This window comes from Pseudomonas sp. R1-18, assembly GCF_051132095.1.
Lineage (GTDB): Bacteria > Pseudomonadota > Gammaproteobacteria > Pseudomonadales > Pseudomonadaceae > Aquipseudomonas.
Genome location: NZ_CP071658.1, coordinates 3764319 through 3786610, shown reverse-complemented (window position 1 = coordinate 3786610; position 22292 = coordinate 3764319). Strand labels below are relative to the sequence as shown.

Sequence of the window (22292 nt, the reverse complement as noted above, 5' to 3'; positions counted from 1 at the left end):
GCCATGTTACGTACCATCAACTTCATGGGTGTTCGCAACGTTGCGTTCGCCGTCACCATGCTCCTTACCGTACTGGCGTTGTTCAGCTGGTCCTTTAAAGGGCTCAACTTCGGCCTGGACTTTACCGGCGGTACGCTGATCGAGCTGACCTACGAGCGTCCAGCTGATCTGGGCAAGGTTCGCGAAGAGCTGACCGCCGCGGGTTACACCGAAGCGGTCGTACAGAGCTTCGGCGCAACCACCGACTTGCTGGTACGCATGCCAGGTGAAGACCCGCAGCTGGGCACTCAAGTGGCCGAAGCGCTGCGCAAATCGGGCGCGGATAACCCGGCCACCATCAAGCGTGTGGAGTTCGTCGGCCCTCAGGTCGGTGAAGAGCTGCGCGACCAGGGCGGCATCGGCATGCTGCTGGCACTGGGCGGTGTTCTGATCTACCTGGCGTTCCGCTTCCAGTGGAAGTTCGCTGTCGGTGCAATCGTCTCGCTGATCCACGACGTGGTGGTGACGATGGGTATCCTGTCGTTCTTCCAGATCACCTTCGACCTGACGGTGCTGGCGGCGGTACTGGCGATCATCGGCTACTCGCTGAACGACACCATCGTGGTATTCGACCGGGTGCGCGAGAACTTCCGTCTGCTGCGCAAGGCTACGCTGATCGAGAATATCAACATCTCCACCACGCAGACGCTGCTGCGCACCATCGCGACTTCGGTTTCGACGCTGCTGGCGATCATCGCGTTGTGGGCGTTCGGTGGTGACAGCCTGGAAGGCTTCTCCACCGCGTTGTTCATCGGTGTGTTGGCGGGTACCTACTCGTCGATCTACATCGCCAACGTGGTGTTGATCTGGCTGAACCTGACCACCGAGGACCTGATTCCTCCTGTGGTGGCCGAGAAGGCTGACGATCTCCCGTAATACCGTTCGGGAATAAGGAAACGGCGCGAGTTGAACTCGCGCCTTTTTTTGTGCTCCAAGGCGGGGTACGGCGTAAGAAATTACGCTTTCGATTGTCAGGAGGTTCAAGTGAACAAGTCGATGCTTGTTGGTGCTGTGCTAGGTGCGGCTGTCGTTACTGCTGGCGGCGCTGTTGCTACCTATAGCCTGGTCAAGGGCGGCCCCGAGTATGCGGATGTGTTGGCGGTCGAGCCGGTCAAGCAACAGATCAAGACACCTCGTGAGGTGTGCAAGGATGTGACGGTGACCCGACAGGCACCGGTCAAGGATCAGCATCAGATCGTGGGCAGCGTGATTGGCGCTGTAGCTGGCGGTCTGCTGGGTAACCAGGTCGGCGGCGGCAACGGCAAGAAGATCGCCACGGTCGCAGGCGCGGTCGGCGGCGGCTATGCCGGTAACAAGGTGCAGGAAGGCATGCAGGAGCGTGACACCTATACCACCACCCAGACCCGCTGCAACACCGTCAACGACATCAGCGACAAAGTTGTGGGCTACAACGTGAAGTACAAGCTCAACGACAAAGTCGGTCAGGTAAGAATGGACCGCGACCCGGGCGCGCAGATTCCCGTGGACGAGAAAGGCCAGTTGATTCTGGGTCAGGCTCAGTAAGCGCAGTTCTGCACAACAAAAGCACCTTCGGGTGCTTTTGTTGTTTCCGGGGGCTCGAACAGGGTGAGAGGCAGCAGCTGTCTCCGGCGATTCTGTGGAGGCTAGCTTGCTGGGGAGATGTGGCTGAAGGCGACATGGATGCTTTGCCTGTGCCGGCCTCTTCGCGAGCAAGCTCCCTCCCGCTAGAACTGCGGCGCACCACAAACTGTGGGAGGCAGCTTGCTGGCGAGGCGTGTTTGACGGCGATATAAATGCTTTGCCTGTACCGGCCCTTTCGCGAAAAAGTTCGCTCCCACAGAGCCAGCAGCACGCTGCTGACTGTGCGGGAGGCAGTAATTGTCTTGGACAACTCTGTGGGAGCCGGCTTGCTGGCGAGGACGTGTTTGAGGGCGACATGGATGCTTCGTCTGTACCGGCCTCTTCGCGAGCTAGCCTCCCACAGGTTTCAATGGCGCACAAAAAAAGCACCCGAAGGTGCTTTTTGTGCGACTCGCGAAACGCTTAGCGCTTCAGCGAAGGCGGCAGGTGCGGCGCGATGGCTGTCAGAACAGCCTTGAAGCATTTGGTGTTGCCGGCAACGATGTGGCCTTTTTCCAGGAAGTCATGGCCACCTGTGAAGTCGCTGACCAGACCGCCTGCTTCCTGAATCAGCAGTGCGCCCGCGGCCATGTCCCACTCGGACAGGCCCGACTCCCAGAATGCATCGAAACGGCCAGCTGCAACGTAAGCCAGGTCCAGGCTGGCAGCGCCTGCGCGGCGGATGCCTGCAGTCTGGCCGACCAGGGCGCGGAACATGCCGAGGTAGTTTTCCAGGTCATCCATTTGCTCGTCACGGAACGGGAAGCCGGTGCCCAGCAGCGCGCCTTCGAGGCTCTTGCGCTGGCTGACGCGCAGACGACGACCATTCAGCGCAGCGCCACGGCCACGGCTGGCGGTAAACTCTTCCTGGCGGACCGGGTCCAGAACAACGGCGTGTTCCAGGCGACCACGGTATTTGCAGGCGATGCTGACCGCGAAGTGCGGGATGCCGCGAACGAAGTTGGTGGTGCCGTCCAGTGGGTCGATGATCCACAGGTAATCGGTGCCTTCGCCGCTGCCCTCGTGCATGCCGCTTTCTTCGCCGAGGATGCCGTGGGTGGGGTAAGCCTTGCGCAGTGCGGTGATGATGCTCTGCTCGGCGGCACGGTCGATTTCCGTGACGTAGTCCTTGGCTTCTTTTTCGTCAACCTTGATGGTATCCAGGCGCTCGATGGAGCGGAAAATCAATTCGCTGGCGCTGCGGGCGGCGCGCAGCGCGATATTCAGCATGGGCTGCATGGACAAATCACCTAAGGTTGTTAAAGAGAGCCGGGCATTCTATTGCCTGCGTTGAATTATTTCCAGCCTTGCGTTGTCGCGACTGTCGACTCGCGGAAGATCGATCGCTTGCGAGGCTGTACAGGTTCATAGCGTTAATCGGGACGGTTCTGTAACATTTGCCCCCCTCAATTTTGTCAGTGAGCGCTCGCAGTGTTGCAGAACATTCGTGTTGTCCTGGTCGGCACTACCCATCCCGGAAATATCGGCGGGGCTGCGCGTGCCATGAAAAACATGGGGCTTTCGCGGCTGGTGCTGGTCGATCCGCGCATCTTCCCGTCGCCCGATGCCGACGCCCGCGCTTCGGGCGCGACCGACATCCTCGAAAGCGCGCAGGTCGTGGCAACGCTTGAAGAGGCACTGGTTGGCTGCAATCTGGTACTGGGCACCAGCGCCCGTGACCGCAGCCTGCCATGGCCGATGCTCGACCCGCGGGAGTCGGGCGTGAAGGCCGTCGAGCAGACCGGGCAGGGCGGTGAAGTCGCGCTGGTCTTCGGTCGCGAACACGCCGGCCTCACCAATGACGAGCTGCAGCGCTGTCACTACCATGTGCACATTCCGTCCGACCCGCAATTCAGCTCGCTGAATCTGGCCGCCGCCGTGCAAGTGCTCAGTTACGAAGTGCGCATGGCGTGGCTGGCCACCGCTCAGGTCCAGCCTGATGCCACCAGGCCCGACGCGGCCGCGCAGCACCAGGCCGAGCTGGCGACGATGGATGAAATGGAGGGTTTCTACGGGCATCTGGAGTCGACGCTGGTAGCGATCGGATTTCTGGACCCGGAAAAGCCTCGGCATCTGATGGCGCGGCTGCGTCGCTTGTACGGTCGCAGCGAAGTGGAGCGCTCGGAGTTGAGCATCCTGCGCGGCATTCTGACCGAGACTCAAAAAACGGCACGGGGCGAACCCCACAAGCGGAAGGATCAGTGATGTTCGAGCGTCTGCGAGAAGATATCCAGAGTGTGTTCCATCGCGATCCGGCGGCGCGTAATGCGTTCGACGTGCTGACCTGCTATCCGGGCATGCACGCGATCTGGCTGCACCGCTTCGCCCACATTCTGTGGCGCAACGGCTGGAAATGGCTGGCGCGTGTGGTATCCAATTTCGGTCGCTGGATGACGGGCATCGAGATCCATCCCGGCGCGCGCATCGGCCGTAGGTTCTTTATCGATCACGGCATGGGCATCGTCATCGGCGAGACCGCCGAGATCGGAAATGACGTGACGCTGTATCAGGGCGTGACGCTGGGCGGTACCAGCTGGAACGCGGGCAAGCGCCATCCGACCTTGGAAGACGGCGTCGTGGTGGGTGCCGGTGCCAAGGTGTTAGGGCCCTTCACTGTAGGCGCGGGCGCCAAGATCGGCTCCAACGCCGTGGTCACCAAGCCGGTGCCGGCAGGCGCTACCGCTGTAGGTATTCCTGGCCGGATCATCGTCAAGTCGAGCGATGAAACCGAGGCGCGCCGCAAGGCCATCGCCGAAAAGCTCGGCTTCGATGCCTACGGGGTCAGTGCCGATATGCCGGATCCGGTCGCTCGCGCCATCGGCCAGTTGCTCGACCACCTGCAAGCGGTGGACAGTCGTCTCGAAGGCATGTGTGGCGCGCTCAACAAGCTGGGCAGCGACTACTGCGCGAAGGAATTGCCTGAGCTGCGCGATGAAGTCTTCGACTGCGTCAAGGACAAGAGCGAGGATCGCGTCCAATAGATTCGGCGGTTTCGGGCGTGTCCTTGTGCCCGCAATCTTGCTATGATGCTGCCCGCAAATTTTGCTAATCCCGACTGTTTTACTTGGTCTAATAGTTGACTTAAATACTCGGAAATAGCATACTCGCTCCCATTCTGATCCTTGCGGTACACGCCATGCGACTGACTACAAAAGGCCGTTATGCTGTCACAGCGATGCTTGACCTGGCATTGCATGCGCAGCACGGGCCAGTGTCTCTGGCCGACATTTCCGAGCGGCAGGGTATTTCGCTTTCCTACCTCGAACAGTTGTTCGCCAAGCTGCGCCGCAGCAATCTGGTGTCCAGCGTCCGGGGTCCGGGTGGCGGTTACCAGCTGTCCCGGGACATGCAGGGCATTCAGGTCGCGCAAGTCGTCGATGCAGTCAACGAATCGGTCGACGCCACGCGCTGTCAGGGCCTGGGTGATTGCCACGCTGGCGACACCTGCCTGACCCACCATCTGTGGTGCGACCTGAGCCAGCAGATTCACGAATTTCTGAGCGGTATCAGCCTGGCGGATCTTGTCACTCGCCGTGAGGTACAGGAAGTCGCTCAGCGCCAGGATATGCGTCGCTGCAACAGCAAGACGCCGCAACTGGATAAGATCGAAACGTCCGCCGTCGAATGAACGCAGATGAATGAGCGGTGCGCCAGCCTGATAGGAGAGTTTCAATGAAGTTGCCGATTTACCTCGATTACTCCGCGACGACCCCGGTCGATCCGCGAGTAGCGCAGAAAATGATCGATTGCCTGCTGGTTGACGGAAATTTCGGCAACCCAGCCTCGCGTTCCCACGTGTTCGGATGGAAGGCCGAAGAGGCTGTCGAGAACGCTCGCCGTCAGGTCGCCGACCTGGTCAACGCCGATCCTCGTGAAATCGTCTGGACCTCCGGTGCTACCGAGTCCGACAACCTGGCCATCAAGGGTGTTGCGCACTTCTACCACACCAAGGGCAAGCACCTGATCACCTCCAAGGTCGAGCACAAGGCTGTCCTGGACACCACGCGCCAGCTGGAGCGTGAAGGTTTCGAAGTGACCTACATCGAGCCGGGCGAAGACGGTCTGATCACGCCAGCGATGGTCGAAGCCGCGCTGCGCGACGACACCATCCTGGTTTCGATCATGCACGTGAACAACGAGATCGGCACCATCAACGACATCGCTGCGATTGGCGAACTGACGCGCTCGCGTGGCGTGCTGTTCCACGTCGATGCGGCTCAGTCGACCGGCAAGGTCGAGATCGATCTGGCCAGCCTGAAAGTCGACCTGATGTCGTTCTCGGCACACAAGACCTACGGCCCGAAAGGTATCGGCGCGCTGTACGTCAGTCGCAAGCCGCGTGTTCGCCTCGAAGCGACCATGCACGGCGGCGGCCACGAACGTGGCATGCGTTCCGGCACCCTGGCGACTCACCAGATCGTCGGCATGGGTGAAGCGTTCCGTATCGCCAAGGAAGAAATGGCTTCCGAGAACGTGCGCATCAAGGCACTCAGCGACCGCTTCTACAAGCAGGTCGAGAACCTCGAAGAGCTGTACGTCAACGGCAGCCTGATCGCTCGCGTTCCGCACAACCTGAACCTGAGCTTCAACTACGTTGAAGGCGAGTCGCTGATCATGGCGCTCAAGGATCTGGCCGTGTCGTCCGGTTCTGCCTGCACCTCGGCTTCCCTGGAGCCGTCGTACGTACTTCGCGCCCTTGGTCGTAATGACGAACTGGCGCATAGCTCGATACGCTTCACCTTCGGCCGCTTCACCACCGAAGAAGAAATCGATTACGCCGCGCAGAAGGTTTGCGAGGCTGTTACCAAGCTGCGGGCTCTCTCGCCGCTGTGGGACATGTACAAAGACGGCGTCGATATCTCGAAGATCGAGTGGGCGGCGCACTAATTTAAAGTCGCCTCCAAAGCAGGCCATGCGCGATGCAATCGACATGGCCTGAAGAGCGACTCCCTGATGTGAGAGGAAAGAATCATGGCTTACAGCGAAAAGGTCATCGACCACTACGAGAACCCGCGCAACGTCGGCAAGATGAACGCGGAAGATCCTGATGTCGGCACCGGCATGGTCGGCGCTCCGGCGTGCGGCGACGTGATGCGTCTGCAGATCAAGGTCAACGAGCAGGGCGTCATCGAAGACGCCAAGTTCAAGACTTACGGCTGCGGTTCGGCGATCGCTTCCAGCTCCCTGGCCACTGAGTGGATGAAGGGCAAGACGCTGGACGAAGCAGAAACCATCAAGAACACCCAGCTGGCTGAAGAGCTCGCGCTGCCTCCGGTGAAGATCCACTGCTCGGTACTCGCCGAAGACGCCATCAAGGCGGCCGTTCGTGACTACAAGCAGAAGAAAGGCCTCCTGTAAGGAGTTCTTTCTCGAGAAGCTGGCGACAAGTAAGGAGATCCAATGGCTATCAGCATGACAGAAGCTGCCGCGAACCACGTACGTCGTTCCCTTGAGGGGCGCGGCAAAGGTGACGGCATTCGTCTGGGTGTCCGCACCACGGGCTGTTCCGGTCTTGCCTACGTGCTCGAATTCGTCGATGCCGCGGGCACTGATGACACCGTGTTCGAAATGCACGGCGTGAAGATCATCATTGACCCCAAAAGCCTGGTCTACCTCGACGGTACTGAGCTGGACTTCGTTCGTGAAGGTTTGAACGAAGGCTTCAAGTTCAATAATCCGAACTCGCGTGGCGAGTGTGGCTGTGGCGAAAGCTTCAACGTCTGAGGCTTTTATCGTGGGTACTCCTTGTCACTTTGCCCTGTTCGAGCTCAAGCCGGAATTCCGTCTTGATCTTGACCAGTTGGCGACCCGTTACCGAGAGCTGGCGCGCAGCGTTCACCCGGACCGGTTCGCCGATGCGCCCGAACGTGAACAGCGCCTGGCGCTGGAGCGTTCCGCCAGCCTCAACGAAGCCTATCAGACGCTCAAGAGCGCGCCGAAACGTGCGCGATATCTGCTGGCGCTGAAAGGCAACGAGGTCCCGCTTGAAGTCACTGTGCACGATCCCGACTTTCTTCTGCAGCAGATGCAATGGCGCGAAGAGCTTGAGGATCTGCAGGATGACGGCGATCTGGACGGTGTCGCTACGTTCAAGCGCCGACTCAAGGTCGCGCAGGAAGAACTGAACGACAGCTTCGCCGCTTGCTGGGATGATGCCGCGCAACGCGAACAGGCCGAACGCCTGATGCGTCGCATGCAGTTCCTCGACAAGCTTTCCTACGAAGTGCGCCAGCTCGAAGAGCGCCTCGACGATTAACCCCCGTGTCGCTCAGGCGGCACGCCAGTGTGATTATTCAGAAAAGCATGGCCTTACTGCAGATCGCCGAACCCGGCCAGAGTCCTCAACCGCACCAGCGTCGTCTGGCGGTAGGTATCGACCTGGGCACCACCAATTCGCTGGTCGCTGCATTGCGCAGCGGTCTTTCCGAGCCGCTGGCCGATGCCGACGGGCAGGTCATTCTGCCGTCCGCCGTGCGCTATCACGCTGAGCGAGTCGAAGTCGGGCAGGCAGCCAAGGCTGCCGCTTCCGCCGATCCGTTCAATACCGTGCTGTCGGTCAAGCGCCTGATGGGGCGTGGGTTGAGCGACGTCAAGCAGCTGGGCGAGCAACTGCCTTATCGCTTTGTCGATGGCGAGTCGCACATGCCTTTCATCGATACGGTGCAGGGGCCGAAAAGCCCGGTCGAAGTGTCCGCCGACATTCTCAAGGTGTTGCGCCAGCGCGCTGAAGCCACCCTGGGTGGCGAGCTGGTCGGCGCGGTGATCACCGTTCCGGCCTACTTCGACGACGCACAGCGCCAGGCCACCAAGGATGCTGCCCGTCTGGCGGGTCTGAACGTGCTGCGCCTGCTCAACGAGCCGACGGCCGCAGCGGTCGCCTATGGCCTGGATCAGAAAGCCGAAGGTGTGGTTGCCATCTACGATCTGGGCGGCGGGACCTTCGATATCTCGATTCTGCGTCTGACCGGCGGCGTTTTTGAAGTCTTGGCCACCGGCGGCGATACCGCGCTGGGCGGCGATGACTTCGATCACGCCATCGCCAGCTGGATGGTTGCCGATGCAGGCCTGTCCGCGGACATGAGCCCGTCGGTGCAACGCAGTCTGTTGCAGATCGCCTGTGCGGCCAAGGAAGCGCTGACGAACGTGGAATCGGTTGAAGTGAGCTACGAAGGCTGGCGCGGTGTACTGACCCGCGAAGCCTTCAATGCGCTGATCGAGCCGATGGTCGCGCGCAGCCTGAAAGCCTGTCGCCGCGCGGTTCGTGACTCCAATGTCGAGATCGACGAGGTTCAGGCAGTGGTCATGGTCGGCGGTTCGACCCGTGTGCCGCGTGTGCGCGAAGCGGTCGCCGAGCTGTTCGGTCGCCAGCCGCTGACCACCATCGATCCGGATCAGGTAGTCGCCATCGGCGCTGCGATCCAGGCCGATACCCTCGCCGGCAACAAGCGCGATGGGGAAGAACTGCTGCTGCTCGACGTGATTCCGCTCTCGCTGGGCCTGGAAACCATGGGCGGGCTCATGGAGAAGGTGATTCCGCGCAACACCACGATTCCCGTGGCTCGCGGTCAGGAGTTCACCACCTACAAAGACGGCCAGACGGCCATGATGATTCATGTGCTGCAAGGCGAGCGCGAGCTGATCAGCGATTGCCGCTCCTTGGCGCGTTTCGAGCTGCGCGGCATTCCGCCGATGGTTGCCGGCGCCGCCAAAATCCGTGTGACTTTTCAGGTCGATGCCGATGGCCTGCTCAGCGTTTCGGCGCGCGAGCTTGGCTCGGGTGTCGAAGCGAGCATCCAGGTCAAGCCGTCCTATGGCCTGACCGACGGCGAAATCGCCCGCATGCTGAAGGATTCCTTTGCGTACGCCGGTGACGACAAGGTCGCCCGCGTGCTGCGCGAACACCAGGTCGATGCCGAGCGTCTGCTCGAAGCCGTGCAGGGCGCAATGGACGCCGACGGCGAGCGCCTTCTCGACGGGGAGGAACGCATGGTCATCAACTTGGAAATGGACCAGCTACGTGAATTGATGCATGGCACCGATGGCTACGCCATCGAGCAACAGACCAAGCGTCTGTCGCAGGTGACCGATGCATTTGCCGCCCGACGCCTTGATTCGACGGTCAAAGCCGCGCTGGCCGGGCGCAACCTGAATGAAATCGAGGATAACTGATGCCGCAGCTCATTTTTCTGCCCCACGCCGCGTTGTGTCCGGAAGGGCTTGTAGTGGAAGTGGAGCCCGGCACTTCGATACTGGAAGTCGCTCACGAGCATCACATCGAGATCGAAAGCGCATGCGGCGGCGTCTGTGCATGCACGACCTGTCACTGCATCATTCGTGAGGGTTTCAACTCGCTCGAAGAGGCCGATGAGCTGGAAGAAGACATGCTGGACAAGGCCTGGGGCCTTGAACCGCAGTCGCGCCTCTCGTGTCAGGCAGTCGTCGGAAATGAAGACCTGACGGTTGAAATTCCCAAATATTCGCTCAACCATGCGGCCGAAGCCCCCCACTGACAAGGAGCTGTCATGAGTCTCAAATGGGTAGATGTGCAGGAGATCTCCATCCAGCTGGCCGAACGGCATCCGGATATCAATCCGCTGTCGGTGAACTTCGTCAGGCTGCGCAATCTGGTCCTTGAGCTGCCTGAGTTCGACGATGACCCGGCCCGCGGAGGGGAAAAGGTCCTCGAAGCGATCCAGGCGTTATGGATCGAAGAGGCGGAATGAATTCAGTAACGCATGCAAGTTAGGCAATACACCGGAACCCGCGTATAATTCGCGGGTTTAATTTTTCGCTTCAATCACTGTTTCTGGAGTTTCACCATGGCTGTTCAACGTACTTTCTCCATCATCAAGCCTGACGCCGTTGCCAAGAACGTTATCGGCGAGATCACCACTCGTTTCGAAAAAGCCGGTCTGCGCGTTGTCGCTTCCAAGCTGAAGCAACTGTCCAAGGCCGAAGCTGAAGGTTTCTACGGTGAGCACAAAGAGCGCGGCTTCTTTGGTGACCTGGTTGCCTTCATGATCTCCGGTCCTGTTGTCGTTCAGGTTCTGGAAGGCGAAAACGCCATCGCTCTGAACCGCGAGCTGATGGGCGCTACCAACCCTAAAGAAGCTGCTGCCGGCACCATCCGTGCTGACTTCGCTGAGTCCATCGACGCCAACGCTGTTCACGGCTCGGACTCCGAAGCTGCCGCCGCTCGCGAAATCGCGTACTTCTTCGCAGCTACCGAGGTAACCGCTCGCTAAGGTCTGCCGACCCGCGAGTGAGAGGTGAATTCATGATTGCATCGACTGGTAAAACCAACCTGTTGGGTCTGACTCAGCTGGAAATGGAAAAATTCTTCGACTCCATCGGGGAGAAGCGCTTCCGTGCCGGTCAGGTCATGAAGTGGATTCACCACTTTGGTGTCGACGATTTCGACGCCATGACGAACGTCAGCAAGGCCTTGCGCGAAAAGCTCAAGGCCTGTGCCGAAGTTCGTGGTCCCGAAGTGGTCAGCGAGGACATTTCCAGCGACGGCACCCGCAAGTGGGTGGTGCGCGTGGAGTCCGGCAGCTGCGTCGAGACCGTCTACATCCCCCAGGGCAAGCGCGGCACCTTGTGCGTTTCGTCCCAGGCGGGCTGTGCCCTGGATTGCAGTTTCTGCTCCACCGGCAAGCAAGGCTTCAACAGCAACCTCACCGCCGCCGAAGTCATCGGTCAGGTGTGGATTGCCAACAAATCCTTCGGCAGCGTCCCGGCGACCGTCGACCGTGCTATCACCAATGTGGTGATGATGGGCATGGGCGAGCCGCTGCTGAACTTCGATAATGTCATTGCCGCCATGCATCTGATGATGGATGACCTGGGGTATGGCATTTCCAAACGTCGGGTGACACTGTCCACCTCCGGCGTGGTGCCGATGATCGACGAGCTGTCCAAGCACATCGACGTCTCCCTGGCTCTGTCGCTGCACGCGCCTAACGACGCGTTGCGCAACCAGCTGGTGCCGATCAACAAGAAATACCCGCTCAAGATGCTGCTCGAATCGTGCCGTCGCTACATGTCCAATCTAGGCGAGAAGCGCGTGCTGACCGTCGAGTACACCCTGCTCAAGGACGTCAACGACAAGGTCGAGCACGCGGTCGAGATGATCGAGCTGCTCAAGGACACGCCTTGCAAGATCAACCTGATCCCGTTCAACCCGTTCCCGCATTCCGGTTACGAGCGTCCGAGCAACAACGCGATTCGTCGCTTCCAGGATCTACTGCATCAGGCCGGTTACAACGTGACCGTGCGCACCACTCGCGGCGAGGATATCGATGCCGCCTGCGGTCAGCTGGTCGGGCAGGTCATGGACCGTACCCGCCGCAGCGAACGGTATATCGCGGTGCGTGAGGTAAGCGCCGATGCGGATCTTACGTCAAGCGCCTCCAGCCGATCCTGATTGCGAACCTGACTGAGAGGGACCCCATGTCTGTGCGCATTCCATTGGTGCTCTGTTTCGTCTTCGGGCTGGTGGGCTGCGTCGCGACGGGTAATGTCAATCCGCTTACTACCAGCGCGGGGCGTGATCAGGCCCGCGATGCGTACGTGCAGTTGGGCCTTGGGTACTTTCAGCAAGGCCAGACCGAGCGCGCCAAGGTTCCGTTGAAGAAAGCGCTTGAGCTCGACAGCTCGGACCCGCAGGCCAACGCGGCGCTGGCGCTGGTGTTCCAGACCGAAATGGAACCCGAGCTTGCCGATCAGTACTACCGCAAGGCCTTGTCCGCGAGTGACAACGAAGCGCGGATCGTCAACAACTACGGTAGTTTCCTCTACGAGCAGCAGCGTTATCCGGAAGCCTACGAGCGTTTTGAACAGGCTGCCGCCGATAACCTGTATCCTGAGCGGTCACGGGTGTTCGAAAGCCTGGGCATGACCGCCCTGAAGCTGGGCAAGCGTGACGTGGCCCGCGAACATTTCACCAAAGCGCTGCGCCTTGATCGTCAGCAACCGCGTTCCCTGCTGGAAATGGCTGAGTTGTCTTACGAAGACGGGCAATATGTGCCGGCGCGTGATTTTTACGACCGCTTCAGCCAGCTGAGCGAGCAGAATGCACGTAGCCTGTTGCTGGGTACGCGGTTAGCCAAGGTTTATGAAGATCGCGACAAGGCGGCCAGTTTTGGTCTGCAATTAAAAAGACTCTATCCCGGTACGCCGGAATATCAGCAATACCTGTCGGAGCAATGATGAAAGCGGCGCATCCCGAAGTTGTGGCAACCACTCGCCTGAATCCTGGAGAAACCCTGCGCCAGGCCCGTGAGAGCAAGAACTGGTCGCTGCCAGATGTGGCTCTGAGGATGAACCTGACCGTAACGTCCTTGAGTCATCTTGAAAATGGCCAGTTCGACAAACTGCCAGGGCATACCTTCGCCCGCGGATACGTGCGCGCCTACGCCAAGCTGCTGGGCCTGGATCAGGCCGCGCTGGTCAATCAGTTCGATCAGTACACCGGTACCGACGGCAAGGGCAGTTCGGTCCATGCGCTTGGCCGTATCGAAGAGCCGGTTCGCCTGTCGCACAACATCCTGCGTATCGTCAGCCTTCTGTTGCTGTTGGTTCTGGTCGGTGGCGGCTTTCTGTGGTGGCAGGATCAGGCGTCCCAGCGCGGCAAGGAGCCTTCGGGGCTTGCCCTTGAGCATGTCGAAGTCGAGAGCGCCGACGGCACCACGCAGATTCACCCGCTGGACGAGCCGGAAGATCAGGCCGTCGTCGAGAATCAGGACACCAATGAAGCGCCGCTGGCGTTGAATCAGGGCACGCCTGCCGCTGAAACGCCGGCGACGCCTTCCGCTGCGCCTGCCGTGCCTGCACCGGTTGCGCCAGCTACCGCCCAGGCGCCAGCGCCATCGGGCGCGCCAGCCGCCACAGCGACCCTTACGCCGTCCCTGCCTGTTACACCGCCACCTGCGCCGGCGCCCGCACCTGCGGCAGAGCCCGCGGCGGTCATGCCTGGCTCGGGACAGATCAGATTGCAATTCACCGCCGATTGCTGGACTCAGGTCACCGACGGCAACGGCAAGGTGCTGATGAGCGGCCTCAAGCGCAAGGGCGACAGCCTCGATGTCAGCGGCAAGCCGCCGTTGACTCTGCGTCTGGGCTACGCGCGCGGCGCGCAGGTCAGCTATAACGGGCAGCCTGTCGATGTGGCCCCTTTCACCAGCGGCGAAACTGCTCGCCTGAAGCTAGGGCAATAACTCATGCACGGCCAATCCCCTATCAAGCGACGTGAATCCCGAAAGATCTGGGTCGGCTCCGTGCCGGTCGGCGGTGACGCCCCCATTGCCGTCCAGAGCATGACCAACAGCGACACCAACGACGTCGACGCCACCGTTGCGCAGATCAACCGCCTTGAAGCCGCCGGCGTGGATATCGTGCGGGTTTCGGTTCCCGACATGGACGCCGCCGAGGCATTCGGTCGCATCAAGCAGCGCGTCAAGGTGCCGCTGGTGGCCGACATCCATTTCGATTACCGGATCGCCTTGCGCGTCGCCGAACTGGGCGTCGACTGCCTGCGCATCAACCCCGGCAATATCGGCCGTGAAGACCGCGTGCGCGCGGTGGTCGATGCCGCTCGCGACCGTGGCATCCCGATTCGCATTGGCGTCAACGCAGGCTCTCTGGAAAAAGACCTGCAGAAGAAATACGGCGAACCAACGCCCGAAGCCCTGGTGGAGTCGGCGCTGCGCCACGTCGAGCACCTGGAACGCCTCAACTTCCCTGACTTCAAGGTCAGCGTGAAGGCATCCGACGTGTTCATGGCCGTCGAAGCCTACCGGCTGCTGGCCAAGCAGATCATCCAGCCGCTGCACCTGGGCATCACCGAGGCTGGCGGATTGCGCTCGGGTACGGTGAAATCCGCGGTCGGGCTGGGTATGCTGCTCGCCGAAGGAATTGGCGATACTATCCGCATCTCGCTGGCCGCTGACCCGGTCGAAGAAGTGAAGGTCGGCTACGACATTCTCAAGTCGCTGCACCTGCGTTCCCGTGGCATCAACTTCATTGCCTGCCCGAGCTGCTCGCGGCAGAACTTCGACGTGGTCAAGACCATGAACGAACTGGAAGGGCGCCTCGAAGATCTGCTGGTGCCGCTGGACGTCGCGGTCATCGGTTGCGTGGTGAACGGGCCCGGTGAAGCCAAGGAAGCTCATATCGGCCTCACGGGCGGTACGCCAAACCTGATCTACATCGACGGCAAGCCCGCGCAGAAGCTGACCAATGACAATCTCGTGAACGAGCTCGAACGCCTGATTCGCGAGAAAGCGGCCGAAAAGGCCGAAGCCGACGCCTCGGTCATCGTGCGCGGCTAACCCAGATTGCTAAGGATTTTTTGTGAGTAAGTCTCTGCAAGCCATTCGTGGCATGAACGACATCCTGCCCGAGCAGACCCCGCTGTGGCGTCACTTCGAAGGCACGGTCGCGCGCCTGCTGGATAACTACGGTTATCGCCAGATCCGTATGCCGATCGTCGAGTTCACCGACCTGTTCAAGCGCTCCATCGGCGAGGTCACCGACATTGTCGAAAAGGAGATGTACACCTTTGCCGACCGCAACGGTGACTCGCTGACGCTGCGTCCGGAAGGTACTGCGGCCTGTGTGCGCGCGGTTCTCGAACACGGCATTACCGGCGGTGGCCAGGTGCAGAAACTGTGGTACATCGGCCCGATGTTCCGCCACGAGCGCCCGCAGAAAGGCCGTTATCGCCAGTTCCACCAGATCGGTGTCGAAGTCTTCAACCTTGACGGTCCGGACGTCGATGCCGAGCTGATCGTCATGACATGGCGTCTCTGGGGCCTGCTGGGCATCCGCAACGCCGTCAAGCTCGAACTCAACAGCCTGGGCACCAGCGAAGCACGTGCTCGCTATCGCGATGCGCTGGTCGACTACCTGACCGCGCGCCTCGACCAACTGGACGAAGACAGCCAGCGTCGCCTCAAGACCAATCCGCTGCGCGTTCTGGATACCAAACACCCGGAGACCCAGGCCGTACTGGTCGATGCGCCGAAGCTGGCCGATTATCTGGACGAAGAATCACGCGTTCATTTCGAAGGCCTGAAAGCGCGTCTCGACGCGGCCGGCATTCCTTACGTCATCAACCCCAAGTTGGTGCGTGGCCTGGATTACTACAGCAAGACGGTCTTCGAGTGGGTGACCGACCAGCTGGGGGCCCAGGGCACCGTGTGCGCGGGCGGCCGTTATGACGGTCTGGTCGAGCAGATGGGCGGCAAGCCGACCGCGGGCGTGGGTTTCGCCATGGGCATCGAGCGTCTCGTGCTGCTGCTCGAAACCCTGGAGCAGATCCCGCAAGAGATCTCCCGTCAGGTGGATGTCTATGTCTGTGCTTTCGGTGAAGCGGCCGAACTCGCGGCGCTGACGCTGACCGAGCAGGTCCGCGACCAGATGCCGAATCTTCGTCTGCAGGTCAACGCCGGCGCCGGCAGCTTCAAGAGTCAGTTCAAGAAGGCCGACAAGAGCGGTGCGTTGTATGCGCTGATTCTGGGCGAAGAAGAACTCGCTCAGAAGATCATCGGTGTCAAACCCCTGCGCGGGCAGGGCGAGCAACAGAATATTGCCTGGAGTGCTCTGTCCGAGCACCTGGCCGCCTGCGTCGTGCAGGGTTGAAGTTGATTAACAGCCGATTTAGCGAATAGGAGTATTGGGGTGTCGCGTACCGAAGATGAAGAGCTGGCGGTAATGAAGGACTGGTGGCAGCGTAACGGCAAACCCCTGGTGACCGGCGGTCTGCTGGCATTGATCGTGGTTCTGGGCTGGCAGGGCTGGCAGAGATACCAAATCAACCAGTCGCAGGGCGCCTCGATCCTTTACCAGCAACTGCTGGAAACCGCGCTGACGCCAAGCGGTCAGGCCGACACTACGCAGGTTGCGCAGATCGCCGGCAAGCTCAAGAGCGAGTTCGGTGGAACCACCTACGCGCAATTTGGTAGCCTCTTCGTCGCCAAGGTGGCGGTCGACAACGGCAAGTTCGACGATGCCGTGGCAGAGCTGAAAACCGTTTCCGACAAGCCTGCAAACGCAACGCTGGGCGAACTGGCCCGTCAGCGTCTTGCTCGCGTGCTGGCCGCGCAGAACAAAGGTGAAGAAGCGCTCAAGCTGCTCGCCGGTGACGCCGACAAGGCGTTCCTGGCCAGCCGCGAAGAACTCAAAGGCGACCTGCTGGTTCAGCTGGGTCGTACCGACGAGGCGCACGCTGCTTATCAAAAGGCCAAATCCGCGCTCTCCGAAGACGCTGCGGTCGGTGGCCTGCAAATGAAGCTCGACGATCTGGCGAAAGGGGATGCGTGACGTGATTCGTTGGAAACATGCAGCATTGCTGGCTCTGGCCATTCTGGCCGCGGGTTGCAGCAGCAACAGCAAGAAGGAACTTCCGCCGGCCGAGCTGACCGACTTCAAAGAAGAAGTCGTCCTGCAGAAGCAGTGGAGCCACTCGATCGGCGACGGTCAGGGCGAAACCTACAACATGCTGGTTCCGGCCATCGAAGGTGACCGCATTTACGCCAGTGACGTGACCGGTGTGGTCATGTCGCTGGACCGCCTGACGGGCGACGTTATCTGGGAAAAGGACCTTGAACTGCCTGTTTCCGGCGCCGTCGGCGTGGGTTACGGCATGGTCATGGTCGGCACCATCAAGGGCGAAGTGGTTGCCCTGGACGCAGCTTCCGGCGAAGAAAGATGGCGTGCTCGCGTGACCAGCGAAGTCCTGGCTCCGCCGGCGACCAATGGTGACGTGGTAGTGGTCCAAACCCAGGACGACCGTGTGATCGGCCTCGATGCCGCCACTGGCAGCCAGCGCTGGATCTACGAAAGTACTCCGGCGGTCCTGACTCTGCGTGGCACCGGCGCGCCGCTGGTCACCAATCGTCTGGCGATTGCCGGCCTGTCGACCGGCAAGGTCGTGGCGCTGGACACCGCCAACGGCGTGCCGGTCTGGGAGCAGCGCGTTGCCGTTCCTCAAGGCCGTTCCGAGCTGGAGCGCGTCGTCGATATCGACGGCGGTCTGCTGTTGTCCGGTGGCACCTTGTACGTTGCCAGCTATCAGGGCCGCGTAGCGGGTCTGGATCTGGAAAGCGGCCGCGTATTGTGGCAGCGCGACGCGTCGAGTTACTCGGGCGTAGCCCAGGGTTTCGGCAGCGTCTACGCGACACTGGCTTCCGGTACGGTCGAAGGGATCGACGAGCGTTCGTCCAGCGCGCTGTGGAGCAATGAATCTCTGGCGCGTCGCCAATTGGGCGCACCGGAAGTGTTTTCCAGCTACGTGGCAGTCGGCGACATGGAAGGCTATCTTCACCTGTTGAGCCAGGTGGATGGTCGTTTCGTGGGCCGCGAGCGCATCGACGGCGACGGCCTGCGTGCGCGTCCGCTGGTAGTTGGCGACATGATTTACGTGTATGGCAACAGCGGCAAACTGGAAGCCCTGACCATCAAGTAATGATTGTCCAGGCCCGGCGCTTCGTGCGCCGGGCGACCTTGCTTTTGCAAGGCTGCGGCGCCCACGGGTGCCGCTCCGAACTCCGGCCGCTGCCTCGCAGCGGCTTTTGTATTTTCTGAAATAACGAAGTGGAGAGCCGCATGGTTCCCGTAATCGCCCTGGTGGGTCGACCGAACGTCGGCAAGTCCACCATGTTCAACCGCCTGACCAGGACCCGTGACGCCATTGTCGGCGACCTGTCCGGTCTTACCCGTGATCGCCAATACGGAGAGGCGAAGTGGCAAGGGCGCTCCTATATCCTGATTGACACCGGTGGTATCTCCGGCGACGAGCATGGCATGGACGAGAAGATGGCCGAGCAGTCGCTGCTGGCCATTGAAGAAGCCGATGTCGTGCTGTTTCTGGTGGATGCCAAGGCGGGCTACACCGCTGCGGACCAGATGATTGGCGAGCACCTGCGCAAGCGCAACAAGCGTTCCTATGTGGTCGCCAACAAAATCGACAACATCGACGAAAACCTGGCGCGTGCCGAGTTCAGTCCGATGGGCCTGGGCGATGCGATTCCGGTCGCTGGCGCACATGGTCGCGGCATCTCGCAGATGCTCGAAATCGCCCTGAAGGAATTCCCTAGGGACGAGGACGACCAGGAAGACGCAGAAGTCGAAGACGTCGCCGAAGGCGAGGAAGCCAAGCGCATTCCTGGCCCGAGCGAGAAAGACGGTATCAAGATCGCCATCATCGGTCGCCCTAACGTGGGCAAATCGACGCTGGTCAACCGCATGCTGGGTGAAGACCGCGTCATCGTCTACGACCAGCCGGGTACCACGCGCGACAGTATCTACATTCCGTTCGAGCGCAACGAAGAGAAGTACACGCTGATCGACACCGCTGGTGTGCGCAAGCGTGGCAAGATCCACGAGGAAGTCGAGAAGTTCTCGGTGGTCAAGACGTTGCAGGCCATCAAGGACGCCAACGTGGTGATCTTCGTGATGGACGCCCGCGAGGGTGTGGTCGACCACGACCTGAACCTGCTGGGCTTCGCCCTGGAGTCCGGTCGGGCGATCGTCATCGCGCTGAACAAGTGGGACGGCATGCTGCCGGGCGAACGTGACTACGTGAAGACCGAGCTGGAGCGTCGCCTGTTCTTCGTCGACTTCGCGGACATTCACTTTATCTCCGCCTTGCATGGCACTGGCGTCGGCAACCTGTACAAGTCGGTGCAGAACTCCTTCAAGTCTGCCGTGACACGCTGGCCGACCAGCCGCCTGACGCAGATTCTGGAAGACGCTGTCAGCGAGCACGCGCCGCCCATGGTCGGCAGCCGCCGCATCAAGCTGCGTTACGCTCACCTGGGTGGTGCCAACCCGCCGTTGATCGTGATCCACGGCAACCAGGTCGAGAAAGTGCCCAAGTCGTATGTGCGCTATCTGGAAAATACCTACCGCCGCGTGCTGAAACTGGTGGGTACTCCGATCCGTATCGAGTTCAAAGGCGGCGAAAACCCGTACGAGGGCAACAAGAACACGCTGACAGACCGTCAGGTCAACAAGAAGCGTCGGATGATGTCCCACCACAAGAAAGCCGACAAGAAACGCCGCGACAAGCGCTGACTAGCAAGTCAGGAGCTGCAAGTTACAAGCTGCAAGCGGCAAGAGGAGACTGTGCTCACCTCCGCTTGCAGCTTGCAGCTTGCAGCTTAAAGCTTGTAGCTTGTAGCTTTCCCAGGCAGGCTCTTCATGATCGACAGCAAGCTGCCCAATGTGGGCACCACCATCTTCACCGTCATGTCGCAACTGGCCGCCGAGATCGGCGCCGTCAATCTGTCCCAGGGCTTTCCCGATTTCGACGGGCCACAGGCGCTGCGTGATGCGCTCAGCCGCCGAGTGGCCGAAGGTTACAATCAATACTCCCCAATGACCGGCCTGCCTGCATTGCGCCAGCAGGTCGCGGCCAAGATCACCCGGAGCTATGGCCGGCAGGTCGACTCGGATACCGAGATCACCATCACGCCGGGCGCGACTCAAGCCATCTTCTGCGCCATTCAGGCCGTGATCCGTCCCGGCGATGAAGTGATCATCTTTGACCCGTGCTACGACAGTTACGGGCCGTCCGTGCAACTGGCCGGCGGCCGTTGCGTGCACGTGCAGCTGAGCCCGGACACGTTCACCATCGACTGGCAGTCGTTCAGTGATGCGCTGACCCCGCGCACGCGCATGATCGTCATCAACAGCCCGCACAACCCCAGCGGCGCGTTGATCAGCCGCGCCGAACTGGATCAACTGGCGGCGTTGATCGCCGAGCGCGACATCTATCTGCTCAGTGACGAGGTGTACGAGCACCTGGTATTCGATGGCGTCAGTCATGCCAGCGTGCTGGATCACGAAGCGCTGTATCAGCGTGCGTTTGTGGTCAGCTCGTTCGGCAAAACCTACCACGTGACCGGCTGGAAGACCGGTTATGTGGTCGCGCCACCGGCCTTGACCGCCGAACTGCGCAAGGTCCACCAGTACGTCAGTTTCTGCGGCGTGACCCCGCTGCAGTATGCGCTGGCGGATTTCATGGCCGAGCATCCCGAGCATGTGGACCAGCTGCCAGCGTTTTATCAGGCCAAGCGGGACTTCTTCTGCAATGAGCTCACCACCTCGCGCTTCAGCTTTACTCCAGCGGCAGGCACCTACTTTCAGCTGGTCGACTATTCGCAGATTCGTCCCGACCTCAATGACGTCGATATGGCGCTGTGGATGACGCGCGAGCACGGCGTGGCGAGCATTCCAATCTCGGTCTTTTACCAGACACCACCCGAAGGGCAGCGCCTGATACGCCTGTGCTTCGCCAAGCGTGAGGAGACGCTGCGTCAGGCAGCGGAAAAACTATGCGCGATCTGAGCCAGCTACCCAATCTTGATATTGCCTTGATCCAGACGACGCTGGCATGGCACGACCGCGACGCCAACCTTGAGCATTTCGAACACCTGCTGGATCAAGCGACTGACGTCGATCTGGTGATCCTGCCAGAGATGTTCACCACAGGTTTCTCGATGGATTCAGAAGCTCTGGCGGAGTCGGAAAACGGCCCGACCTCCGTCTGGATGCTGGCCCAGGCTCAGCGCCTGAAGGCAGTGGTGACCGGCAGCGTGATCACGCGTGCCGCCGACGGCAGTTACCGTAACCGCCTGCTGTGGGCACGGCCTGACGGCGAACTCTCGTATTACGACAAGCGCCATCTGTTTCGCATGGCGGGTGAGCACGAGCACTACAGCGCCGGCGACCAGCGTGTGGTTTTCGAGTGGAAGGGTTGGCGCATACGCCCGTTGATCTGTTACGACCTGCGTTTTCCGGTCTGGAGCCGGGTCGCGCAGGATACCGATCTGCTGATTTACGCCGCCAACTGGCCCGGCGCGCGGCGTTCGCACTGGAACCGCCTGCTGCCCGCGCGCGCCATCGAAAACCTGTGTTATGTGGCCGCGGTCAACCGCATTGGCGAGGATGGCAAGGGCTTTGCCTACACCGGCGACAGTCAAGTGCTGGACTTCCAGGGCGAGAGCCTGCTCAGCGTCGCGCAGGCAAACGGGGTGTTCCGGGCGACGCTCAACGCTAACGACTTGCAGGGTTATCGCACGCGTTTTCCGGCGCATCTGGACGCCGATGCATTTGAAATTGGCTGAGCCCCTAAAGTTGTGTGCGGATGTGTCGATAGCAATGCATACCTACAGGAGTTGACCATGACCACTATCAACACGTCGTCCATGAGCCAGTACGCAAGCCCGGTGAACCTTGCGGTCAAGAAGGAGGCAGACCCGGCCACCGCTACAGCTGTCAGCGAAGAAAAGAAAACAGTAGGCGCTTCGCTGCCGCCCGTCGAAGTCAAGAAGTCTTCTGGCGCAGCCGGTGGCAAATCGGCGGCTGAAGAAACCATCGAGAAGATCAAAGAGCAGATCAAGCAGACCCAGAAGCAGCTGGCGGCCATGCAGGCGCAACTGGCGGCTGCCCAGGGCGGCAGCGGAACCGCTGAAGAGAAAGCTCAGAAAGTCATGGCCATCCAGATGCAGATCGCCGCGACTAACGCTACTTTGCAAACGCTGCAGGGTGCGCTGCTACAGATGATGACCAGCGGCGGCGTCAACACCACCGCTTGATACCTTGCAGGTTCGCGAAGCCAAAAAAACGCCCGGTTGATACCGGGC

General features: G+C 60.6%; 25 protein-coding genes. 24 read left to right on the top strand and 1 reads right to left on the bottom strand.

Annotated features, from left to right (window positions below):
• The first annotated feature begins 3 nt into the window (after window positions 1-3).
• Both secF and J3P77_RS17325 read left to right on the top strand, forming a co-directional pair.
• Window positions 4-915 (top strand): protein translocase subunit SecF, encoded by a 912-nt coding sequence (gene secF, locus J3P77_RS17330; protein WP_434677811.1) that lies wholly within the window; start codon window positions 4-6, stop codon window positions 913-915.
• Window positions 916-1023: 108 nt separating this feature from the next.
• A complete protein-coding gene (locus J3P77_RS17325) occupies window positions 1024-1563 on the top strand; it encodes a glycine zipper 2TM domain-containing protein (protein ID WP_434677810.1) in 540 nt (179 codons plus the stop codon).
• 501 nt (window positions 1564-2064) lie between these two features.
• Here the strand turns inward: J3P77_RS17325 and suhB are convergent.
• A complete protein-coding gene (gene suhB, locus J3P77_RS17320; RefSeq protein ID WP_434677809.1) occupies window positions 2065-2880 on the bottom strand; it encodes a type III secretion system regulator SuhB in 816 nt (271 codons plus the stop codon).
• A gap of 192 nt (window positions 2881-3072) precedes the next feature.
• Between suhB and trmJ the strand changes: the two genes are divergently transcribed.
• From trmJ to J3P77_RS17210, 22 genes are all read left to right on the top strand, one after another.
• Complete coding sequence (trmJ, locus tag J3P77_RS17315) at window positions 3073-3846, top strand: tRNA (cytosine(32)/uridine(32)-2'-O)-methyltransferase TrmJ (protein WP_434677808.1); 774 nt, start codon at window positions 3073-3075, stop codon at window positions 3844-3846.
• On the top strand, window positions 3846-4622 hold the full coding sequence (gene cysE / locus J3P77_RS17310; RefSeq protein WP_434677807.1) for a serine O-acetyltransferase: 777 nt from the start codon (window positions 3846-3848) through the stop codon (window positions 4620-4622). Before trmJ ends, cysE begins: the two co-directional genes overlap by 1 nt.
• A gap of 155 nt (window positions 4623-4777) precedes the next feature.
• Window positions 4778-5269, top strand: a complete 492-nt coding sequence (gene iscR / locus J3P77_RS17305; RefSeq protein ID WP_434677806.1) for a Fe-S cluster assembly transcriptional regulator IscR — start codon at window positions 4778-4780, stop codon at window positions 5267-5269.
• Between the two features lie 44 nt (window positions 5270-5313).
• A complete protein-coding gene (locus J3P77_RS17300) occupies window positions 5314-6528 on the top strand; it encodes an IscS subfamily cysteine desulfurase (RefSeq protein WP_434677805.1) in 1215 nt (404 codons plus the stop codon).
• Window positions 6529-6612: 84 nt separating this feature from the next.
• A complete protein-coding gene (gene iscU / locus J3P77_RS17295) occupies window positions 6613-6999 on the top strand; it encodes a Fe-S cluster assembly scaffold IscU (RefSeq protein WP_002552476.1) in 387 nt (128 codons plus the stop codon).
• Between the two features lie 42 nt (window positions 7000-7041).
• Window positions 7042-7365 (top strand): iron-sulfur cluster assembly protein IscA, encoded by a 324-nt coding sequence (iscA, locus tag J3P77_RS17290; RefSeq protein WP_434677804.1) that lies wholly within the window; start codon window positions 7042-7044, stop codon window positions 7363-7365.
• A 10-nt stretch (window positions 7366-7375) separates the two neighbouring features.
• A complete protein-coding gene (gene hscB, locus J3P77_RS17285) occupies window positions 7376-7897 on the top strand; it encodes a co-chaperone HscB (RefSeq protein WP_434677803.1) in 522 nt (173 codons plus the stop codon).
• Between the two features lie 47 nt (window positions 7898-7944).
• Window positions 7945-9810, top strand: coding sequence for a Fe-S protein assembly chaperone HscA (gene hscA, locus J3P77_RS17280; RefSeq protein ID WP_434677802.1), 1866 nt, complete (start codon window positions 7945-7947; stop codon window positions 9808-9810).
• The gene (gene fdx / locus J3P77_RS17275; RefSeq protein WP_434677801.1) at window positions 9810-10151 is read left to right on the top strand and encodes an ISC system 2Fe-2S type ferredoxin; all 342 of its coding nucleotides are present in this window, start codon (window positions 9810-9812) and stop codon (window positions 10149-10151) included. Before hscA ends, fdx begins: the two co-directional genes overlap by 1 nt.
• A gap of 12 nt (window positions 10152-10163) precedes the next feature.
• The gene (gene iscX / locus J3P77_RS17270) at window positions 10164-10364 is read left to right on the top strand and encodes a Fe-S cluster assembly protein IscX (RefSeq protein ID WP_434677800.1); all 201 of its coding nucleotides are present in this window, start codon (window positions 10164-10166) and stop codon (window positions 10362-10364) included.
• Between the two features lie 96 nt (window positions 10365-10460).
• Complete coding sequence (ndk, locus tag J3P77_RS17265; protein ID WP_434677799.1) at window positions 10461-10886, top strand: nucleoside-diphosphate kinase; 426 nt, start codon at window positions 10461-10463, stop codon at window positions 10884-10886.
• 32 nt (window positions 10887-10918) lie between these two features.
• Window positions 10919-12067: a 23S rRNA (adenine(2503)-C(2))-methyltransferase RlmN gene (gene rlmN, locus J3P77_RS17260; protein ID WP_434677798.1), complete on the top strand. Its 1149-nt coding sequence runs from the start codon at window positions 10919-10921 to the stop codon at window positions 12065-12067.
• Window positions 12068-12093: 26 nt separating this feature from the next.
• Window positions 12094-12852 carry a type IV pilus biogenesis/stability protein PilW gene (pilW, locus tag J3P77_RS17255; protein WP_434677797.1) on the top strand — a complete coding sequence of 253 codons (759 nt, stop codon included), beginning with the start codon at window positions 12094-12096 and terminating at the stop codon, window positions 12850-12852.
• Window positions 12852-13859, top strand: a complete 1008-nt coding sequence (locus J3P77_RS17250; protein ID WP_434677796.1) for a RodZ domain-containing protein — start codon at window positions 12852-12854, stop codon at window positions 13857-13859. The genes pilW and J3P77_RS17250 overlap by 1 nt, the downstream gene beginning before the upstream one ends.
• A 3-nt stretch (window positions 13860-13862) precedes the next feature.
• Window positions 13863-14972, top strand: coding sequence for a flavodoxin-dependent (E)-4-hydroxy-3-methylbut-2-enyl-diphosphate synthase (gene ispG / locus J3P77_RS17245; protein WP_434677795.1), 1110 nt, complete (start codon window positions 13863-13865; stop codon window positions 14970-14972).
• A 22-nt stretch (window positions 14973-14994) separates the two neighbouring features.
• Complete coding sequence (hisS, locus tag J3P77_RS17240; protein WP_434677794.1) at window positions 14995-16284, top strand: histidine--tRNA ligase; 1290 nt, start codon at window positions 14995-14997, stop codon at window positions 16282-16284.
• A 72-nt stretch (window positions 16285-16356) separates the two neighbouring features.
• Complete coding sequence (locus J3P77_RS17235; RefSeq protein ID WP_434682046.1) at window positions 16357-16965, top strand: tetratricopeptide repeat protein; 609 nt, start codon at window positions 16357-16359, stop codon at window positions 16963-16965.
• Window positions 16958-18109, top strand: coding sequence for an outer membrane protein assembly factor BamB (gene bamB, locus J3P77_RS17230; protein ID WP_434677793.1), 1152 nt, complete (start codon window positions 16958-16960; stop codon window positions 18107-18109). Before J3P77_RS17235 ends, bamB begins: the two co-directional genes overlap by 8 nt.
• Window positions 18110-18249: 140 nt before the next feature.
• On the top strand, window positions 18250-19719 hold the full coding sequence (der, locus tag J3P77_RS17225) for a ribosome biogenesis GTPase Der (protein ID WP_434677792.1): 1470 nt from the start codon (window positions 18250-18252) through the stop codon (window positions 19717-19719).
• A 126-nt stretch (window positions 19720-19845) separates the two neighbouring features.
• On the top strand, window positions 19846-20994 hold the full coding sequence (locus tag J3P77_RS17220; protein WP_434677791.1) for a pyridoxal phosphate-dependent aminotransferase: 1149 nt from the start codon (window positions 19846-19848) through the stop codon (window positions 20992-20994).
• The gene (locus tag J3P77_RS17215) at window positions 20982-21773 is read left to right on the top strand and encodes an amidohydrolase (protein WP_434677790.1); all 792 of its coding nucleotides are present in this window, start codon (window positions 20982-20984) and stop codon (window positions 21771-21773) included. The genes J3P77_RS17220 and J3P77_RS17215 overlap by 13 nt, the downstream gene beginning before the upstream one ends.
• A gap of 57 nt (window positions 21774-21830) precedes the next feature.
• Entirely contained in the window at window positions 21831-22244 is a 414-nt protein-coding gene (locus J3P77_RS17210) for a hypothetical protein (protein ID WP_434677789.1), read from the top strand.
• The last annotated feature ends 48 nt before the right edge of the window (window positions 22245-22292 follow it).

What these genes read in the sequence shown, in the direction of transcription:
- secF (WP_434677811.1), top strand. Translation starts at nt 4, where the DNA reads ATGTTACGTACCATCAACTTCATGGGTGTTCGCAACGTTGCGTTCGCC.
- suhB (WP_434677809.1), bottom strand. Translation starts at nt 2,880, where the DNA reads ATGCAGCCCATGCTGAATATCGCGCTGCGCGCCGCCCGCAGCGCCAGC.
- cysE (WP_434677807.1), top strand. Translation starts at nt 3,846, where the DNA reads ATGTTCGAGCGTCTGCGAGAAGATATCCAGAGTGTGTTCCATCGCGAT.
- iscR (WP_434677806.1), top strand. Translation starts at nt 4,778, where the DNA reads ATGCGACTGACTACAAAAGGCCGTTATGCTGTCACAGCGATGCTTGAC.
- J3P77_RS17300 (WP_434677805.1), top strand. Translation starts at nt 5,314, where the DNA reads ATGAAGTTGCCGATTTACCTCGATTACTCCGCGACGACCCCGGTCGAT.
- iscU (WP_002552476.1), top strand. Translation starts at nt 6,613, where the DNA reads ATGGCTTACAGCGAAAAGGTCATCGACCACTACGAGAACCCGCGCAAC.
- iscA (WP_434677804.1), top strand. Translation starts at nt 7,042, where the DNA reads ATGGCTATCAGCATGACAGAAGCTGCCGCGAACCACGTACGTCGTTCC.
- hscA (WP_434677802.1), top strand. Translation starts at nt 7,945, where the DNA reads ATGGCCTTACTGCAGATCGCCGAACCCGGCCAGAGTCCTCAACCGCAC.
- fdx (WP_434677801.1), top strand. Translation starts at nt 9,810, where the DNA reads ATGCCGCAGCTCATTTTTCTGCCCCACGCCGCGTTGTGTCCGGAAGGG.
- iscX (WP_434677800.1), top strand. Translation starts at nt 10,164, where the DNA reads ATGAGTCTCAAATGGGTAGATGTGCAGGAGATCTCCATCCAGCTGGCC.
- ndk (WP_434677799.1), top strand. Translation starts at nt 10,461, where the DNA reads ATGGCTGTTCAACGTACTTTCTCCATCATCAAGCCTGACGCCGTTGCC.
- rlmN (WP_434677798.1), top strand. Translation starts at nt 10,919, where the DNA reads ATGATTGCATCGACTGGTAAAACCAACCTGTTGGGTCTGACTCAGCTG.
- pilW (WP_434677797.1), top strand. Translation starts at nt 12,094, where the DNA reads ATGTCTGTGCGCATTCCATTGGTGCTCTGTTTCGTCTTCGGGCTGGTG.
- J3P77_RS17250 (WP_434677796.1), top strand. Translation starts at nt 12,852, where the DNA reads ATGAAAGCGGCGCATCCCGAAGTTGTGGCAACCACTCGCCTGAATCCT.
- ispG (WP_434677795.1), top strand. Translation starts at nt 13,863, where the DNA reads ATGCACGGCCAATCCCCTATCAAGCGACGTGAATCCCGAAAGATCTGG.
- J3P77_RS17235 (WP_434682046.1), top strand. Translation starts at nt 16,357, where the DNA reads ATGAAGGACTGGTGGCAGCGTAACGGCAAACCCCTGGTGACCGGCGGT.
- bamB (WP_434677793.1), top strand. Translation starts at nt 16,958, where the DNA reads ATGCGTGACGTGATTCGTTGGAAACATGCAGCATTGCTGGCTCTGGCC.
- der (WP_434677792.1), top strand. Translation starts at nt 18,250, where the DNA reads ATGGTTCCCGTAATCGCCCTGGTGGGTCGACCGAACGTCGGCAAGTCC.
- J3P77_RS17220 (WP_434677791.1), top strand. Translation starts at nt 19,846, where the DNA reads ATGATCGACAGCAAGCTGCCCAATGTGGGCACCACCATCTTCACCGTC.
- J3P77_RS17215 (WP_434677790.1), top strand. Translation starts at nt 20,982, where the DNA reads ATGCGCGATCTGAGCCAGCTACCCAATCTTGATATTGCCTTGATCCAG.
- J3P77_RS17210 (WP_434677789.1), top strand. Translation starts at nt 21,831, where the DNA reads ATGACCACTATCAACACGTCGTCCATGAGCCAGTACGCAAGCCCGGTG.